Genomic DNA, 17,280 nt, shown 5'->3' with positions numbered 1-17,280 from the left:
GCGATTTTTCCATGCCGTCCAATGACGATTGGGGCATGATCCATATCATCGGGTTATGGACCTCAAGCTGCTGCTGGCCTTTGTGACGGTGGCTCGGTGTGGGAACTTCGGCGCCGCGGCCGGCGAGCTGGCAACCAGTCAGCCGGCTCTGACGAAGCAGATCCAGCAGCTCGAGCGGCGGCTGGCCTCGACGCTGTTCGACCGCGGGCGGCACGGTGCCCGGCTGACGGCCGCTGGTGAGCTGCTGCTCCCGGATGCCTTGGAGGTGCTCGGCCGGGTCGAGGCGTTCGAGCGACGGGCCGCGCAGATAGCCCTAGGCGTCGAAGGAGCGTTGACGATCGGCTTCGGGATGTCCGGCATCGAGCTGGCGCCCCGAGCGGTGGCGCTGTTCCGGAGCCGCTATCCGCGAGTGGAGGTGACCCTGGACGACATGTCGTCGGCCGTCCAGTACGAGCGCCTGCTGGCCGGCAGCCTTCAGGTCGGCCTGGTCCGGCTGCCCGTGCCAACCGGCCTCAAGCACCTCCGACTGCGGAAGGACCGGCTGGCGGTCGCAGTACCGGCCACTGAGCCTGTCCCGGCTGGGCTGGCGACCTGGCTCGACGGCCGACCGCTAGTACGCCTGACACCTGAGCGCGGCCCCGGCCTGACCGCCCAGATCACCGCCCTGTACGCCGAACTCGGCTGCCGCCCGCTGGTACTCCAAGAAGCCGCCGACCTGCAAACCGTCCTCGCCCTGGTCGCAGCAGGAGTCGGGCCGGCCGTCGTACCGGCCAGCAGCGCTTCGATCGCTCCGGATGCTGTGCGCCTCATCCCGTTCCCGGGTGAGGCGGCGAGCTGGTGGACGGGTGCTGCGTGGAATCCGGCGTTCCCCTCGCCACTGGTCTCCCACTTCCTCACCGCAGCCAGCCAGGTCGCCGACAGCTGACCGTTAGCGGCGACGGCGTGGGAGGGCGGGGAGTTCCGTAGCGTCCAGCCAGACGGCGAAGAGGGCCTGTACGTCGTACGGGTCCGGGGTGAAGGTACTGGCGAGGGCGATGAAGTCCTCCGTGGTGACCGAGCCGTGCCGGTGGGTCCGGGTCCAAGCGCGCAGTAGCTCGAAGAACGCTTCGTCGCCGAGTTGCAGCCGCAGCACGTGCAGGGTGATCGCACCGCGCTTGTAGAGCCGGTCGTCGAACATGAGGTCCGGTCCGGGGTCGGAGAGCAGTAGGTCCTCCTCCAGCCCGCGCAACCGGCTGTAGGCCTTGGAGACCTGCTGGGACGCTGTCAGCCCGCCGGACTCCTCCGACCACAGCCACTCGGCGTAGCAGGCGAATCCCTCGTTCAGCCAGATGTCCTGCCACCGGGAGGGTGTCAGGCTGTTCCCGAACCACTGGTGGGCCAGCTCGTGCGCCACCAGTCGCTCAGCACCGCGGCGGCCGTCCACGTGGTTGCTGCCGAAGACCGAGATGCCCTGGGCCTCCAGTGGGATCTCGAGCGGGTCGTCCGTCACCACTACCGTGTAGCTGCCGAACGGGTACGGGCCGAACAGCTTGTTGAACAGCCGCATCATGTCCTGCTGCCGCCCGAAGTCCCAGCGGAAGTCGCGCATCTGCGCCGAGGGCAGCACGCCACGCGTGGTCACCGGTGACGTGGCCAGCTCCAGTACGTCGTACCGGCCGATCTGGACGGTCGCCAGGTACGTCGCCATCGGTGCTGCCTGGTCGAACACCCAACTGGTCCGGCTGGCCTTGGTACGGCGCGAGACGAGCCTCCCGTTCGCCACCACGTGGTACGGCGAATCGGTGGTGATCGTGATCCGGTAGTGCGCCTTGTCGCTCGGGTGGTCGTTGCAGGGGAACCAGGTCGCAGCACCACTCGGCTGGCTCGCGACGATCACGCCCTCGGTCAACTCCTCCCAGCCGAGCTCGCCCCAAGGGCTGTCGACGGGAGCCGGGTTGCCGGAGTACTGGACGTCTACGACGAACTCGGAGCCTTCGGAGAGCGCAGGGGACGGCCAGATGTGCAGCTTGCCGTTGCGGTGCGCGTACCGCCCGGCCCGGCGGCCGTTGACGAGCACCTTGGCCACTCGCAGCCCGGTCAGGTCGAAGCTCACCCGGGACAGTGCCTGCGTGGCGACGGCCGTGATGGTGGCCTTGCCGCTCAGCCGGTTGCTGTTGAGCCGGTAGTCGAGGTCGAGCTCATAGGACTCGACTTTGTAGCCACCGTTGCCGTGGGACGGTACATAGGGATCACCGGCTGTGTCCTCACCCGGCTGACTGCGTTCTGCCTTCCCCGCCCCGCCGCCCCGAGCTGTGTCACGGGCAACCATCAACCCTGCCAGGGCGCGATCGGATTGCCGGCCCAGCGGGATCCGGCCGGAACGCTCTCTCCGCGCATCACCAGAGACACCGGACCGATCGTAGCGCCTTCGCCGATCGATGCAGCGGGGAGGATGATGCCGTGCGGCCCAAGAGTTGACCCATCCCCGAAGGTTACGGTGCTCATGGACATCACGCGATCGTGGAACAGATGTGTTTGGAGCACACAGCCGCGGTTGATCGTGACACCGTCGCCAAGTGTGATCAAGTCGGCCTCCGGGAACCAGTACGTCTCGCACCAGACGCCCTTGCCGATCTTGGCGCCGAGGGTACGCAGCCACAGCGTCAGTACCGGCGTACCGGCAGCAGCGTTCGCGAACCACGGAGCGGCGACCATCTCGACAAAGGTATCCACCACTTCGTTGCGCCAAACAAAACTGCTCCACAGCGGGTACTCGACCGCGCGCGTCTTGCCGACGATGACCCACTTGGAGACGGTCGCCATCGTGCCGGCCACCGCACCGGCGACCAGGATCACGGCGCCGGACAGCAGGATCGTCGGCACCGGTCCGAGCCACAGGTCCAGCCCCTGCAGGGCGAACAGCACGCCGAGCGCGATCAGTACCGTGCACATCATCGGCACGAACCGGCACAGCTCGACGGCCGCACGGGCGAACTTGAGTCGCAGCGGCGGGTTGAACGTGCGGCTCTGGTCGCCGTCGACGGCCTGCCGGCGCAGCTTGACCGGCGGGCTGCCGAGCCACGACGTACCGGCCTTGGACTTCTTCGGGGCCGCGGACAGCACTGCGACCAGGCCGTTCTTCGGGACCGAGCGGCCAGGCGCCGTCATCCCCGAGTTGCCGAGGAAGGCACGCTTGCCGACCTTGGCGCCGGCCACGTGCAGCCAGCCGCCGCCCAGTTCGTACGACGCGATCATGGTGTCGTCGGCCAGGAACGCGCCCTCACCGACGGTGGTCATCTTGGGGAGCAGCAGGACTGTCGATGCCTCGACGTCGCGGCCGATCTTGGCGCCGAGTGCGCGGAGCCACCAGGGCGTGAGCAGGCTCGCGTACAAGGGGAAGAGGAGCGTGCGGGCCGAGTCGAGTAGCCGCTCTGTTGCCCACACCTGCCAGCCGATCCGGCTGCGGACGGGGTAGTGGCCGGCCTTGATGCCGATCCCCAGCAGCCTGACGATGATTACGGTCAGCAGGGCGAGCGTGACGAAGCCGACCAGCGTCATCAGCGGGATGGCGTACAGGGCGTGCAGTGCGGCGTCCCCGAGGGAGGTGGTGCCGGCGACGGCGTTACGGAGTACCAGGATCGCCAGGATCGCCGCGCCCAGGGGCAGTAGCGACATGAGGGCGGATGCGGCGCCGTACGCGAGCACCCACCAGGGTGCGCGGGCGGGACGCTCCTCCGGCCAGGGGTGCCGGGCCTTGCCGACGCGTGAGGCAGGGGAGCCGGACCAGCGCTCGGCCGCTGGGACTCTGCCAGAGACAGCCGAGCCTGCGGCGATCTCCGCGTTGCGGCCGATCTCTGCGCCCGGCAGGAGAGTACTGCGGGAGCCGACGACCGCCTCGGCGCCGACGGTGACCGTCCCGACGTGCAGCCGGTCTCCGTCGATCCAGTAGCCGGACAAGTCGACCTCTGGTTCGATCGAGGCGCCACGGCCCATCGTGAACATGCCGGTGACCGGTGGGAGCGTGTGGAGGTCTACGCCCTTGCCGATCTTCGCGCCCAGAGCCCTTGCGTAGTAGGCGATCCAGGGCGCACCGGCCAGGTTGGCGGCACCTGCTGCGTCTGCCAGGTTCTCCGCCGCCCAGAGGCGCACGTGCACGTTGCCACCGCGCGGGTAGACGCCGGGCTTCAGTCCTCTGAGCAGGATGCGAGCGCCGACGACAGCGATGCCCATCCGGCCGGCGGGCGTGATCAGGATCAGCCAGCCCGCCAGGATCCACCACCACGAGACAGTGCGCATCCACGGGTGCGGGCCGTCGGTGAGTGCGAGCAGGTTGTTGAGAGTGAAGAGCCAGACGATCCAGCGCACGCCGACCACTGTCTGCAGGATCAACGTCAGTGCGGTCTGAAGGAGCTGAGTGCCCGGCGGCGTCAGGCGGACCTCACGGATCTCTACTGGAGTCGTGGAGGCCTTGAAGTCGTCGAGGCGGTCTGCGAGTGCGCCTAGACGCGGGTACTCGTAGATGTCGCCGACTGTGACTTCGGTGTACTTCTCCCTGAGCTTCGAGACCAGCTGTGCCGCGGCAAGGCTGCCACCGCCGTGCAGGAAGAAGTCGTTGTCGGCACCGGTGACTGTTGCTCCCAGTACCTGCGTCCAGCGCTCCGCTAGCCAGCCTGCTGTCCCATCGAGCTCAGCGGGCGGAGCGTCCGTGTCCATGCCGGGCAGCGGCCAGGGCAGTGCGTTGCGGTCGACCTTGCCGGAGGTCCTGGTCGGCAGGGTGTCCGTGACGGCCAGCAGAGGAACCAGCGCGGCTGGGAGAGCTTCTCGGAGTCGCTCGGTGGCAGCCTTCTGGTCGAAGGCCTCCGGGTCGTCCGGTACTACGTATCCGACGAGCAGCTGGTTGCCGGCTCCACTGACCCGTACTGCGGCTGCGGCGCCGCTGACTCCGGGGAGAGCCTGCAGGGCCGCGTCGACCTCGCCCAGCTCGATCCGCCGGCCACCGAGCTTGATCTGCTCGTCGGCCCGGCCCATGAACACCAGGCCCTCGGACTCGTTGCGGACCAGGTCGCCACTGCGGTACGCGCGATCCCAGCCGAGCGACGGCATCGGGGCGAACTTCTCCGCGTCCTTCGCCGGGTCGAGGTACCGGGCCAGCCCGACGCCGCCGATGATCAGCTCGCCAGTACCGCCCTCTGCTACCTCATTGCCTTCACTGTCGACTACTGCGAGATCCCAGCCGTCGAGGGGGAGGCCGATGCGTACCGGGCCTTCACCAGTCAGTTGCGCTCCACATGCAACGACCGTCGCTTCGGTGGGGCCGTAGGTGTTCCAGACCTCGCGGCCGTCGACGGCGAGGCGCTCGGCCAGCTCGGGTGGGCACGCCTCGCCACCGAAGATCAGTAGGCGCACGTTGTCGAGTGCGTCGGACGGCCAGAGCGCGGCGAGCGTCGGCACGGTCGACACGATGGTGATGCCCTGCGCGACCAGCCAGGGGCCGAGGTCCATACCGCTGCGCACCAGGGAGCGGGGTGCGGGGACGAGGCACGCGCCGTACCGCCAGGCGAGCCACATCTCCTCGCAGGACGCGTCGAACGCGACGGACAGGCCGGCCAGCACCCGGTCCTCGGGGCCGATCGGTTCCTTCTGGAGGAACATCCGCGCCTCGGCGTCGACGAAGGCCGCCGCCGATCGGTGCGTGACGGCTACACCCTTGGGTACGCCGGTCGAGCCCGAGGTGAAGATGATCCAGGCATCGTCGTCCGGTGAGGGGCCGTCGCCGCGGGAGCCCGATCCCGCGGCTGCGGGCGTAGTACCGTCCGAATCCATCCGGGCGGAGTACGGGAAGTCGTAGCCACCATCCGCGGCGTCCGCGGGGTCTGTTGGGGCGGTCCTGGTCGAGGTGATCTCGAGATCGTCGGTGACGATCGCGGCGACCTGCGCCTCCCCGAACACCAGCTCGGCGCGCTCCTCGGGGTCGTCCGCGTCGACCGGCACGTACGCCGCGCCCGCCTGCAGACTCCCGAGAATCGCCACATACAGATCGTTGTGCCCCGACGAGATCCGTACGCCGACCCGGTCACCCGGCCCGATCCCGAGGTCCGTCAACCGCCGGGCGAACTTGGTCACCTGCCCGAGCAGTTCGCGATAACTCAAACTCACACTGCCGTCGTCCAGCGCCGGCTCATCCGGAAAACCCACAGCACTGGCCTGCAAGACATCAACCAGAGTCCGCTCGGGCGGAGCGCTGTCCCCCCGTCGCAAAGTCACGGCCGAAGAATACGCCGCCCAGTTGTCCACCCCACCAACGCAACACCAACATGCGAACGCAATACACCCCCACGCACCCGACGCCGCACGCTCCGTCGCCCGCTCCGCGAAAGCCTCGGTGGCTGGTCGCACCGGGTAGACACCAACGACCTGCTGGTTGCCGACCGCGAACTCCGTTGTGGCGTAGAGCCGTCCAGCCAACAGCGCCCGACCCGGTGCCCGGTGAGCATCTCTCGTCGAACTGGTCAGTGGATTCGCGGGTCGCCCTGACATAGGCCTCGACTGAGCCGAGACGGCCGGCGCCGTCGAACGCTTGCATCGCGGAGAAGCCAGCTCGACTGTCGCCGCCGCCAGAGCTCCGTTTTGTACCTAACGACAGGAAGTGGTGGCTGAATTGCGGTCGGTCGCTGTCTCGCTGAGCGTGGTGCTCGGCCGACTGCCCGACTACTTCCTGTCGTTAGGTACGGGCCGGACGAGCTGAGGACCAGCTGACGCAGGGGCGTGGCAAGCCGGGTTGCCCTGCGCGGGTCGGTTACTTGATCTGGGATTGGCTGGCGGCGTAGGTGTTGCAGGCTTTGGTTTCGCCTACGTTGAGGCCGTTGACGATCCAGTAGCCCTGGCTGGTGGCTAGGCCGTGGGTTCGTTCGTTTTCTGGGGTTTTGGGGGTTTCGCCGAAGCTGTTGCTGGCCTGGAACTCGAACTCTTTCAGGCGGGCGGTGAAGGGGTACGACTTCTCGATGGCGCGGCTGAAGACGCCGGCGAAGCAGGAGGCCTGGAGTTCGTTGCGGCGGGAGCTTTCGAGTTTCTCGTCGGGGTGGTCGGCGAGGTAGGCCTGGCGGGCGTAGAAGAGGTCGGAGACGCTCTGCACGTGGTGGCCGTACTCGTGGGCGATCGTCATCAGGTAGGCGAGGTCCTCTTTCGGGCCGAACGCCTTGTTCATCTGCTGTACGTCGGTGTACATCACGTGGTTGCCGAAGCAGTAGAACGCCAGCACCCGCCCGGACAGCGGCTCGAAGTGGCCGCAGGGACCGTCGACCGGCTTGTCGAAGACGACCAGGCCGGGGTCGGGCTCGTGCTTGCCCAGCTTGGCGAAGGCCGGGCGCCAGGCGTCGTTCAGGCACTTGAAGAGCTTCTCGTAGTAGACCTTCTGCGCCGCCAGGCTGCCGTCGCCGAGGTCCTCGGCCTTGCAGTCCAGCTCGCCGAGGCCGCCGACCTTGTAGATCGGCGCGTTCAGCAGGTAGTCCTCGGCAGACCCCTTGGGCGCGCTGGTCTTGGCAGTCGGTACCACCGAAGGCCCACTGGTGATCTGCGGACCGCCACTGTCGGCGGACGAGCTGTTACCGCCGGCCAGCAGGACGCCGACCACGCTCAGCGCGATCCCCAGGAACGCGACACTGAAGAACCCGATCAGCACCAGCCGGATAGCGCTACCCCGGCGCCGCCGCGGCTGGAACCCGTTGAACTGGTTCGGCCCAGGCCCGTAGTACGGCTGCCCGTACTGCGGCTGCCCGTACTGCTGCCCGCTGTACTGCTGCCCGCCATACTGCTGGCCCCCGTACTGCGGAACGCCCTGCTGCGGGTACTGCGCAACCGGCGGCGGCAGTACGCCCGGAGGCGGTCCCACCCGGTCCTGGGGGCGGCCGCCGTACCCGTACGGGGTGCTCACGTGTCGTTCCCCTTCAGCTCGATGTGGGAGTTCGCTGGTCGAACCGGCACGAGACTACTCTCGACCCATGTCACTGAAGAGCCGCCTCTTGCCGGCCGCCCTGCTCGTGTCTCTGACAGTGCCCATGGTTGCTCTCGGCACGTTGCCCGCGCACGCCGCGGACGACCAGATCACCGGGTACGCCGCAGAGGCGTCACTGACCGGAGATGGCGTCCTGAAGGTCAAGGAGACGGTCGATCTGACCGCCGGCGGCGACACCTTCGCCCGGACCCTGACCACCAGGGTCCGCGCGAACGCGACCGAGGACCGCACCTACGAGCTGCGCAACGTCTCGGCCACCGTGAACGGCCAACCCGCGCAGGGCTTCGAGGACAAGAGCATCGACGACGGCCGCCGGATCAGCGTCAAGGTGTCCGGCCAGGCCAAGGTCGTCTACAGCTACGAGGTCGGCAACGTCGTGGCCGACTCGATCGAGGGCCGCGAGGTGAGCTGGCCGATCGTCCAGGGCTTCGGCACCAGCATCCCGAAGGCCACCCTCTCGGTGAGCATCCCGTTCGCGAGTTGGGTGACCTGCATCGCCGGCCGGGTCGGCTCGAGCATCCCCTGTACCTCGTCGCAGCTGGCCGAGTCGGCCGCACTGGAGATCGAGCAGAACGGCGTACCGGCGGGTGGCCATTTGACCTTCCTCACCGGGCTGAGCGACCAGGCGACGGTGAAGGCCAACGCGGAGTTCAAGACCCGGTGGAGTCTGGGCAACGCGTTCACGCTCGACAAGTCGACGATCGGGCTGAGCGTGCTGCTGCTCGGCCTGGGCGTACTGGGTGCGGCGGCGCTGTGGTTCCTCCGCGGCCGGGACGCGGGCAAGGTCGGCCCGGGTGCGCCCGAGCGGCCGGTGCTCGACGGTGCCGACGGACCGCAGTTCGCGGCGCCGGACGGGATCCGGCCGGGTCAGGTCGGCACGGTGGTGGACGAGACGGCTGACGTCGTCGACATCACCGCGACGCTGCTGGACCTTGCCGTGCGCAACTACTTGACGATCGTGGAGCTGCCGCGCGAGACGCACTTCGGCAAGCTGGACTGGGAGCTGCGCCGGCTCAACGCGGGTGGTCCGGAGCTGCTGCCGTACGAGAAGGCCTTGCTGGACGCGGTGTTCGCCGACGGGGAGACCGTCCAGGTGTCCGCGCTCGGCCACGGACTGCGGTCGCGGCTCAACCTGGTCCGCGAGCAGCTGTACGCCGATGTCGTCACGCAGGGCTGGTTCGCCAGCCGGCCGGATGCCGTGCGCAACCGGTGGACCACGGCTGGACTAGTCCTGTTGGGTGCCGGGGTGGTGCTGACCGTCGTGCTCGCCATCGTGACGAAGTACGGGCTGGTCGGCTTCGCGGTGATGCTGGCCGGACTGGCGCTCACGCTGGTCGGGCAGGTCGCTCCGGCCCGCACTGCTCGCGGTGCCGCGGTACTGGGCCGCGTTGCCGGGCTACAGCAGTACCTGACCAACGAGACGTCCGCGGACCTGCCGCAGAGCCACCGGCTGGAGTTCGCCTCGCGCTGCCTGCCGTACGCCGCTGTGCTGGGCCTCACCGAGAAGTGGGCGCTGGAGATCGCCGCGACGGATGATGACGACGACCCGGACGCGGGCATCGGCTGGTACTCCGGTCCGGAGAACTGGCACCTGTCCGACATCGGGGAGTCGCTGTCGAACTTCGTCACCGCGTTCGGCGGCCACCTGTCGACGGCACGCCGGCTCTTCTGAGCCGGCGCACCGCTTCGGGGCACTAGTTGGTGAGTGCTGTCTTCGCTACGAAGGTGTTGCACCTGGACGGTCCCTTGGTGTTGAAGCCGAGGAGCGACCAGTAGTTGTTGTTCAGCTTGGCGCCGTGGTCGCGGATACGCGGCCGGGAGAACTCGTCGCCGGTGTTTGCGACCAGTACCTTCCAGGTGTTGAGCAGCGGACCGCGGAGCGGAATGTACGCACCCGCTGCGCCCAGGTACGCCGAGCCGAAGCAGGACGCCTGCAACTCGCGGCGGCGGCTCTCGGCCAGCTGGGCGGCCGCGTTGGGCGCGTTGACCTGCCGGGAGAGTGAGGCCGCGTAGATGCCGGCCAGCTTCTGCACGTGGTGGCCGTACTCGTGGGCGATCGTGGTCATCATCCACACGCGACCGGAGATCGGGTTGCGCTTGTAGTAGTTCAGCCCGACCGCGTACGGCATGTAGATGGTCTCGTTGGTGCCGCAGTAGAAGGCGCGGGTGCCCTTCTCCGCGCCGCAGACGGTCTTCATCGGGCCGACGAAGACGACCAGCTTCGGCGCGCGGTACGGCAGGCTCGCCTTCTTCATCGCCAGCCACCAGGTGCGGTTCATGCACGGCACGATCAGGTTGTAGTACGCCTTGGCGCCGGCGAAGGTGTTCGGGAGCACTTTGGGCTCCAGGCACTGCGTGGGGGTGAGCACGCCGACCTTGCTGTACAGCCTGCTGGTGGTGACGATCTCGTCGACCGTGGGTGGTCCGCCGGGGGTGGCCGAGGCGGTGGTGCTCGGTGTTGCGGACGGGGTCGCCGAGGGTGTCTCCGAAGCTACTGGGCTCGGTGTGTCCACGGCGACGGGGGTGTTGTCGTCGCCTGTGTTCCTAAGCGCCAGGGTGACGCCTGAACCGACGATGAGCACGGCAAGCACCACGAGACCGATCAGCAGCCCCTTGGACGCACGGCGAGGCTTCCGGCGGCGTCCCGGGCCCGGCGGCTGCGGAATCGGAATCGGCGGGTACTGCCACGTCTGCGGCTGCTGCACCGGCTGGCCGAACCCGCGGAGCCCCTCAGGCGGTACCCCACCTGAAGGCGGCCCAGCATGCCGAGCCCGCCGCCCACCCTGCTCGCCCCCGCCGGACGCGGATCCACCCGGCCCCGGAGCGAACGACGACTGACCACCAGGCTGACCCGCACCAGTACCAGCGCCCGGACCGGGAGCGAAGGACGACTGACCGCCGGCGCCGGTGCTAGGGCCGGGGGTGGTGGGGCGGCGGGGTGGGGTGGCGCCTGGTTGGGAGTAGGGCGGGAGGTTCCAGGTGAGGTTGTTCTGGCGTGAGCCGGGTGGGCCCACCAACGGGGTCTGCTCGCCGGGTGGGGCGGGCTGGAGGTACTCCTTCTGCTTCTCGGTGGACTCGGTCCACCACAGGGGCGACTGGCCATCCCCGCGGGCAGGCCCCTTGGCCGGTTCGGTGGGCTGCTCGCCCTCCGGATCCGGCTCGTTCGGGTTCCGCCCAGGGGGTGGAGTCCAGTTGTCCGACATCGATACTCCTCACGAAACCTTGCCGGCCGTAGCCGTGAACGTGTTGCAGCTGACGCTGTCCAGCGTGGTGAAGCCGCGCTCGGTCCAGTACTGGTGACTGGCCCGCGCGCCGTGGTCCCGCGGCCCGCCGCGGTTGTTCTCGTCCCCGGTCTGCCCTTGGACGTACTTCTGGTAGATCGTCAGGTCCAGACCGGTGATCCCGTAACTGCTCTGGTTCGCTCCGGCGAAGACCGCACTCAGACAGGATGCCTGGAGTTCGAGTCGCCGGCTCAGTTCCAGCCGCGCGTCCTGGTCCGGAGCGTCGTACTGGAGCTGCCGGGCGGCCGTCAGGACGCCGGTGAGCTGCTGCACGTGGTGCGCGTACTCGTGCCCGGCCGTGTACGTCGCCCACATCCGCGTGAACGCCCGGTTCGCGGCGTCCGGCGAGCGGCTCCAGAGCTTGATGTCATCGGTGTACTTCAGGTAGAGCGTCTGGCTCGTCCCGCAGTAGAACGACACCGTCGAACCAGCCGCGCACGGCGTCTGGCTTACACCGGCCCAGAAGACCAGCCGCGGCGCCGCGAACGCGTCCTTGGCCGCCTCGACCTTCGGGGCCCACGCCTTGCTCAGGCAGGCGACGACGTTCGAGTAGTACAGCTTGACGTTCGCCTGCTTGCTCAACGGGACCGGCGCCTCCTGGCAGCCGACCGTCTTCTGCGGTCCGGTCGCGTAGAGCGCGTCGGCCGTCACCGTCCTGGTCGCAGCCTGTGACTGCGGAGTACCAGCAGTGCTGTCGTCCGGCGTACCGAGCGGTGCCGACCGGCCCGCGCCAGGCTCCGGGGCCGCAGCAGACGAGTCGCTCTCGCGGAGTGCGAGAGCGACCGTCACCACGAATACCGTCACGCCTCCGAGCACGAGCATGCAGAGGAGCAGCCCGGTCGGGCGTCTTCGCGGCTGTGGCCCCCCATGCCGGAAATGCCGGTCGCCGCCGAGGTCAGGCCCCCACCCGACCGGCGGCTGTGCTTCGCCGGCTGCTGCACTGCGGTAAAGCGGTATCGAGCCGTCGGGCAGTGCAGCCGGCGGCACATGCGGCCCTGGTGGCTCGCTCCATTCCTGGTCAGACACGGTCGTTCCTCATCCCCCCGGGACACACAGGGCGTGATCCGGGGGACCAGGCTAACCATCAATACCGCTATCCGTCTCCATATCGGTACAGGGGAGTTCCCTATGACACCTTCGCGCCGGAGGCCGTGAACGTGTTGCAGGCGGCCGGGCCGCGGCTGTTGTAGCCCTTCAGCGCCCAGTACTTGTGGTTGGCCGTGCTGCCGTGGTCGTGCCGCCGGTCGATGGTGTCCCCGATCAACCACTTCCACTGCCGCAGGGACTCGCCCGTGAGCGGGTAGCTGCGCTTGTTGGCCGAGATGAAGATGTCGCTGAAGCAGGACGCCTGCAGCTCGAGCCGGCGGCTGCCCTGCAGCTCAGCGGCCTGGTTCGGCGCCTCGTAGCGCAGGTTCCAGCTGGCCTGGAAGATGCCGGTCAGCGTCTGCACGTGGTGGCCGTACTCGTGCGCGAACTGGTGCAGCATCCACATCCGCGCCCAGACCCGGTTGTAGACCGACGGGTCCTGGTTGTAGTCGCCGATGTCCTCGGACAGGTTCATGTAGATGGTCTGGTTGGTCGGGCAGTAGAAGGGCGGCCCGGTGTCGGACATGCTGCCGCAGGGCGAGTTGACCGTTCCGGAGAACGAGAGCACCGTCGGCGGGCGGAACGTGGCGCCGGCCTTCACCACCAGGGCGGGCCAGGCGCGGTTGAGGCACCGGGCCAGGTTCGCGTAGTTGGCCCGGGCACCGGCAACGGTCGACGGGCGGGCCTTGGACTCCTTGCAGTTGACCGAGCCCATCGTGCCGGCCTTGTAGAGCTTGTTGCGGGCAACGATGTCCAGGTCGCTCGGCTCCGGCTTGGGCTTCACCCGAGGCGCGGTCGGCCGCGGCGCCGGCGGCTTGACCACTGGCGGCTTGGCGGTCACCACAGGCCGAGTCGGCTTCACACTGGGCGGCTGCGCGGAGGGCGCCTCGGTCGGCTCGTACGTCGGGCTGTACGTCGTACTAGGGTACGGAATACCGGTATAGGAAGGATCGTGGTGCTTCAGAGCGCCCGACAGGCCGGCGATCCCGGCTGTTCCGAGTACTGCGATTCCCAGGATGATCAGCAGGGCTTTGCCCGACCCACCCCTCTTCTTGGGCGGCAGGCTGGTCTGCGGCCCCCATCCGTACTGCGGTGGCGGCGGGTACTGCCCAGGGGGCGGCTGGTAGGACACGAAGGCTGACGCTATCGGAGCCCTGGCTCAGACCCGGTATGGTGCGGTCTGCAACTACTGCCCCGGCCGGCCGGCCGCAAGGCTCTGACCCTCTCGATACGGTGTGATTGGGCGATGCGTAGACGTCTGCTCGGGGTACCTCTGTGTGCCCTCGGTTTCCTGGCTCTGACCGGCGTACCAGCTGGCGCGACGACCACCGCCGACCCGGTCGTCACCAATTTCAACAGCACCATCAGGGTCGAGCGGGACGGCACGCTGAAGGTCGTCGAGGTCTGGAAGCTGAGCAACGTGTCCGGGACCTTCACCCGGTTCGTGGTCACCCGTGAGCACCTCGCCGACGACGTCGACCACGTGCAGAAGATCGAGGACCTGCAGGTCAAGTCCGGTGGTGCGGAGAAGACCAAGGAACTCACCACCACCGGCGACATCAGCTCGATCGCGGTCGCCGACCTGTCCGGCGGCGACACCGAGCTCGAGTTCGACTACACCGTCAAGGGCGCGGTCGCGGAGACGCTGAACGGCACCGAGGTGCGGTTCTCGCCGCTGACCGGGCTGGCGATGACCGTGCAGGACGCGAACATCGTCTACAGCACCCCCGAGGTCAGCCACGTCTCCTGCTTCGCCGGCGCGATCGACAGCAACTTCCCGTGCACGCTGGCGCAGATCGGCGAGACGTCCGGCCCGACCTTCAAGCAGACCGGGCTGCCGCCGGGCAACACGATCCGGATGACGGTCGGTTTCCCCAAGGGCCAGATCGCGGCCAACTCGATCGTGGAGTACCGCAAGACGTTCAAGCGGGCGTTCTCGACCGACACGGCCCAGCTGATCACCGCACTCGCGGTACTGCTGCTCGGCGCGCTCGCGTTGCTGCTGCTGTACCGGTTGCGCGGTCGTGACCAGGTGGACCCGCGCCGCGTCGTACCGGCGTCGTTGTTCAGCCTCGGCCAGGACACCCGGATCGACTTCACCCCGCCGGCCGATCTGCGGCCCGGCGAGGTCGGCACCCTGATCGACGAGCGGATCGACCCGGTCGACGTCACCGCGACCATCATCGACCTGGCCGTCCGCGGGCACCTCACGATCACCGAGCTGGAGCACGAGAGCGAGTTCTCCCGGCCGGACTGGGAACTGCGCCGGGTCAAGAACGCGCCCGCCGAGGAGCTGCAGCGGTACGAGAACGTCCTGGTCCGCGCGATCTTCGGCGACAACGACTCGGTGCTGGTCTCCGAGCTCGGCCGCCAGGTCCGCGCGAACCTCGGCCAGGTCCAGGACGCCTTGTACGACGGGGTCGTGAAGCGCGGCTGGTTCACCGAGCGCCCGGACCGGACCCGCTCGCTCTGGGCGACCATCGGCATCGTCACGACCGGGATCGGCATCGTCCTGACCGTCGTACTCGCCCTCACCTCGACCTGGGGCCTGGTGGGCATCGCCCTCACCGCGGTCGGTGTCGGCCTGCTCGTCATCGGCCGCCACATGCCGGCGAAGGCACCTGCCGCCGGCCGCGTCCTCGGCCAGGTCGCCGCCATCCGTGGCGAGCTGCTGGAGATGGACGTCAGCGAGCTGCCGACCGACCAGCACGCCGAGCTCTGCTCCCGCGCGCTCCCGTATGCCGTCGTCCTGGGCGGCTCGGAGCGCTGGATCGACGCCCTGGTGGCGACGGACTCGGACGAGGACGAAGACGAGGGCTTCCACTGGTACCGCGGCCCGCGGGGCTGGCACCTGCAGTACCTGCCCGACTCGCTCCGCAACCTCACCACGAACCTCACCGGCGCGCTCTTCACGCGCTAGTCAGTACGTCGGAACCGCCCGTACGCCGCCCCCGGCATACGGGCGGTTCCTGTTTGTGGGGTTACCAGTTGGCCTGGTGGGTCTTCGGTGGCAGTCGCTTCGCCGCCGGGTGGATCACGTAGACGATCCCGCCCGAGTGCGGGATCCAAGCGTTCTCGAAGGCGGCCCGGTTGTAAACAGTCCGGACCTCGTCATTGCTCTTGATCAGGTGCGACGCCGGGTCGTTGACCACCACGTCGCCGTTCGCGGCGAAGCCGACGATGACCATCAGGTGGCCGTTGGTGCCGTAGCCCGCGCCCGGGAGTTCGTCCTTCTCGAAGGACAGCGACGCGACCAGAGGGATGCCGGCCTTGATGAACTGCTCGGCCTCGGTCAGTGAGCGCAGCCGGGTGACGAAGGCGTCGAGCCCGCGCGTTCCGGCGTACGCGGTGTTGAAGGGCCAGTTGCCCGCGCCGTCGTACTTGTAGTCGAAGACCGACCTGGCCGAGTGATCGACCTGCGGATCGGGATCGGCCGGATCCACCCAGGCCGTCTCGGCCCTAGTCGGTCCACGCCGGTAGTAGTCGAGCACCATTGCAGTGGACGTCGCCGAGCACCAGGCCTCGCCACCGTTGTCCCACTGCGGGTAGTGGCCGATGTGTGTCTCCTGCGAGTACGTCGGTACGTCGAGTACGCGACCCCAGGCGCCTCCGCCCCGGCTGACGGGCACTGTCTCGTCAGCGGGCAGGCGGGAGGCCATGGCGCCTACCGACTGGAGTACTGGGACTTTCGTAGTACCGGCGAGGCGGTAGAGGGTGACCTTGAGGCGCCAGCGGTCCAGGGAGCGGCCTGCTCCGGCTACGAAGGTGTCGACCGAGACTGTGCCGGTGGTGTCCTTCTGGCCGCTCACCGAGGTGCGGTGGATGTCCCCGGCGGCAGTGTCGTCGCCACGGTTCCAGCGGCCGAGCACGTACCACTTGGTGGTGGTGCCCTCGTCGGAGTGGCCCGACATGGCGACCTCGATCCAGGTCCCGGCGGGAGTTGTGGCGTTCCAGGAGGCGACCAGTTCGGTCAGGCCGTAGCTGGTCTTCACCTCGGGCGAGACCCAGGTGGCCTGCTCGTAGGCCTTGGCGGTGCCGTCGCCGAACGGATCGACGTACGACGTGGTGCCGGTGGCCGAGCCGAATCGCAGGGCGCCGTTGACGACGGTGGTCCCGGAGCGGGTGCCTTTGAGGAAGTCGGCGGACGACGTCCACGTGCGGTAGGTGATCTCGCGCTGCTGGGGTGGCGCGGCCAGGCTCGGTCCGGCGATCAGACTGAGCGTGACCACGCCGGTGATCAGCGCGGCAAGGGGGCGGGCGGCGGTCATGTTTTCGACGGTAGACCCGCTCAGGCCGGCTGTCGCGGTGAACGCGTGCCGCGATGTGTCGCTATTCGGTTATTTTATTACCTGCCCGCTCAGCGGGCCTTCCATTCGTCCGCGAGCAGCGCGTAGACCAGCTCGTCGGTCCACTCGCCCTTGAGGAACTCGTTGCGCACGAAATGCGCCTCCAACCGCATCCCGAGCCGCTCGAGCAGTTTGGCCGAGCCGGTGTTGCGATGGTCGAGGCGGCCGATGATCCGGTGCCAGCCGAGCTCCTCGAAGCCGAGCCGGAGCAACTCGACCGACGCTTCGCGGGCATACCCCTGGCCGTGGAAGTCAGGGTGGAAGACGAAGCCGACCTCACCGGTCCGCTGCTCGGCCTGATGGACGAACAGCGTCACCTCGCCGACGTGCCGGCCGGTCTCCCGCAGGATCACCGCGACGGTGAGCGCTTGTCCGTCGGTGTCCATCGGTACGTCGGCCAGCCGGCCGGCCAGGGATTGCCGGACCTGCTCGGGCGTCTTCGGGTCGTACAGCAGAAACCTGGTGACGTCGGGGCTGGACTGGAGCTTCAGCAGGTCGTCGTAGTCGGTCTCGAGGTAGCGGCGAAGGGTCAGGCGGTCGGTCTCGATCGGCAAGGAATAGCTCACCGATCGAGCCT

At 68.4% G+C, this 17,280-nt stretch carries 11 protein-coding genes; 3 read left to right on the top strand and 8 right to left on the bottom strand.

Annotation, left to right across the window (positions count from 1 at the left end; all coding sequences use genetic code 11):
- The first annotated feature begins 55 nt into the window (after window positions 1-55).
- Entirely contained in the window at window positions 56-925 is an 870-nt protein-coding gene (locus tag AB0M15_RS06890; RefSeq protein ID WP_363814780.1) for a LysR substrate-binding domain-containing protein, read from the top strand.
- 3 nt (window positions 926-928) lie between these two features.
- Here the strand turns inward: AB0M15_RS06890 and AB0M15_RS06885 are convergent, their stop codons facing one another.
- From AB0M15_RS06885 to AB0M15_RS06875, 3 genes are all read right to left on the bottom strand, one after another.
- Window positions 929-2,308 carry a M1 family metallopeptidase gene (locus AB0M15_RS06885; protein ID WP_363814778.1) on the bottom strand — a complete coding sequence of 460 codons (1,380 nt, stop codon included), beginning with the start codon at window positions 2,306-2,308 and terminating at the stop codon, window positions 929-931.
- Window positions 2,308-6,243, bottom strand: a complete 3,936-nt coding sequence (locus tag AB0M15_RS06880; RefSeq protein WP_363814776.1) for a Pls/PosA family non-ribosomal peptide synthetase — start codon at window positions 6,241-6,243, stop codon at window positions 2,308-2,310. Before AB0M15_RS06880 ends, AB0M15_RS06885 begins: the two co-directional genes overlap by 1 nt.
- Window positions 6,244-6,775: 532 nt before the next feature.
- On the bottom strand, window positions 6,776-7,909 hold the full coding sequence (locus tag AB0M15_RS06875; protein ID WP_363814774.1) for a neutral zinc metallopeptidase: 1,134 nt from the start codon (window positions 7,907-7,909) through the stop codon (window positions 6,776-6,778).
- 67 nt (window positions 7,910-7,976) lie between these two features.
- Between AB0M15_RS06875 and AB0M15_RS06870 the strand changes: the two genes are divergently transcribed.
- Window positions 7,977-9,662 carry a DUF2207 domain-containing protein gene (locus AB0M15_RS06870; protein ID WP_363814772.1) on the top strand — a complete coding sequence of 562 codons (1,686 nt, stop codon included), beginning with the start codon at window positions 7,977-7,979 and terminating at the stop codon, window positions 9,660-9,662.
- Window positions 9,663-9,684: 22 nt separating this feature from the next.
- On the opposite strand, the gene AB0M15_RS06865 is transcribed toward AB0M15_RS06870, so the two are convergent.
- The 3 genes from AB0M15_RS06865 to AB0M15_RS06855 form a co-directional block, all read right to left on the bottom strand.
- Window positions 9,685-11,193: a neutral zinc metallopeptidase gene (locus tag AB0M15_RS06865; RefSeq protein WP_363814771.1), complete on the bottom strand. Its 1,509-nt coding sequence runs from the start codon at window positions 11,191-11,193 to the stop codon at window positions 9,685-9,687.
- A 9-nt stretch (window positions 11,194-11,202) separates the two neighbouring features.
- Window positions 11,203-12,297, bottom strand: a complete 1,095-nt coding sequence (locus AB0M15_RS06860) for a neutral zinc metallopeptidase (protein ID WP_363814769.1) — start codon at window positions 12,295-12,297, stop codon at window positions 11,203-11,205.
- 100 nt (window positions 12,298-12,397) lie between these two features.
- Window positions 12,398-13,489 carry a neutral zinc metallopeptidase gene (locus tag AB0M15_RS06855; RefSeq protein WP_363814767.1) on the bottom strand — a complete coding sequence of 364 codons (1,092 nt, stop codon included), beginning with the start codon at window positions 13,487-13,489 and terminating at the stop codon, window positions 12,398-12,400.
- A gap of 114 nt (window positions 13,490-13,603) precedes the next feature.
- On the opposite strand from AB0M15_RS06855, the gene AB0M15_RS06850 reads away from it, so the two are divergent.
- Window positions 13,604-15,277 carry a DUF2207 domain-containing protein gene (locus AB0M15_RS06850; protein ID WP_363814765.1) on the top strand — a complete coding sequence of 558 codons (1,674 nt, stop codon included), beginning with the start codon at window positions 13,604-13,606 and terminating at the stop codon, window positions 15,275-15,277.
- Window positions 15,278-15,338: 61 nt separating this feature from the next.
- On the opposite strand, the gene AB0M15_RS06845 is transcribed toward AB0M15_RS06850, so the two are convergent.
- Entirely contained in the window at window positions 15,339-16,625 is a 1,287-nt protein-coding gene (locus AB0M15_RS06845; RefSeq protein WP_363814763.1) for a peptidase C39 family protein, read from the bottom strand.
- A gap of 89 nt (window positions 16,626-16,714) precedes the next feature.
- Window positions 16,715-17,269 carry a GNAT family N-acetyltransferase gene (locus tag AB0M15_RS06840; RefSeq protein ID WP_363814761.1) on the bottom strand — a complete coding sequence of 185 codons (555 nt, stop codon included), beginning with the start codon at window positions 17,267-17,269 and terminating at the stop codon, window positions 16,715-16,717.
- Between the last annotated feature and the right edge of the window lie 11 nt (window positions 17,270-17,280).

Source organism: Kribbella sp. NPDC051718, assembly GCF_040681515.1.
GTDB lineage: Bacteria > Actinomycetota > Actinomycetes > Propionibacteriales > Kribbellaceae > Kribbella.
This window is presented reverse-complemented; position numbering and strand designations above follow the sequence as displayed.

Excerpts from the sequence above, each read along its gene's own strand:
- AB0M15_RS06890 (WP_363814780.1), top strand. The coding sequence starts at position 56 with ATGGACCTCAAGCTGCTGCTGGCCTTTGTGACGGTGGCTCGGTGTGGG.
- AB0M15_RS06885 (WP_363814778.1), bottom strand. The coding sequence starts at position 2,308 with ATGGTTGCCCGTGACACAGCTCGGGGCGGCGGGGCGGGGAAGGCAGAA.
- AB0M15_RS06870 (WP_363814772.1), top strand. The coding sequence starts at position 7,977 with ATGTCACTGAAGAGCCGCCTCTTGCCGGCCGCCCTGCTCGTGTCTCTG.
- AB0M15_RS06865 (WP_363814771.1), bottom strand. The coding sequence starts at position 11,193 with ATGTCGGACAACTGGACTCCACCCCCTGGGCGGAACCCGAACGAGCCG.
- AB0M15_RS06850 (WP_363814765.1), top strand. The coding sequence starts at position 13,604 with ATGCGTAGACGTCTGCTCGGGGTACCTCTGTGTGCCCTCGGTTTCCTG.
- AB0M15_RS06845 (WP_363814763.1), bottom strand. The coding sequence starts at position 16,625 with ATGACCGCCGCCCGCCCCCTTGCCGCGCTGATCACCGGCGTGGTCACG.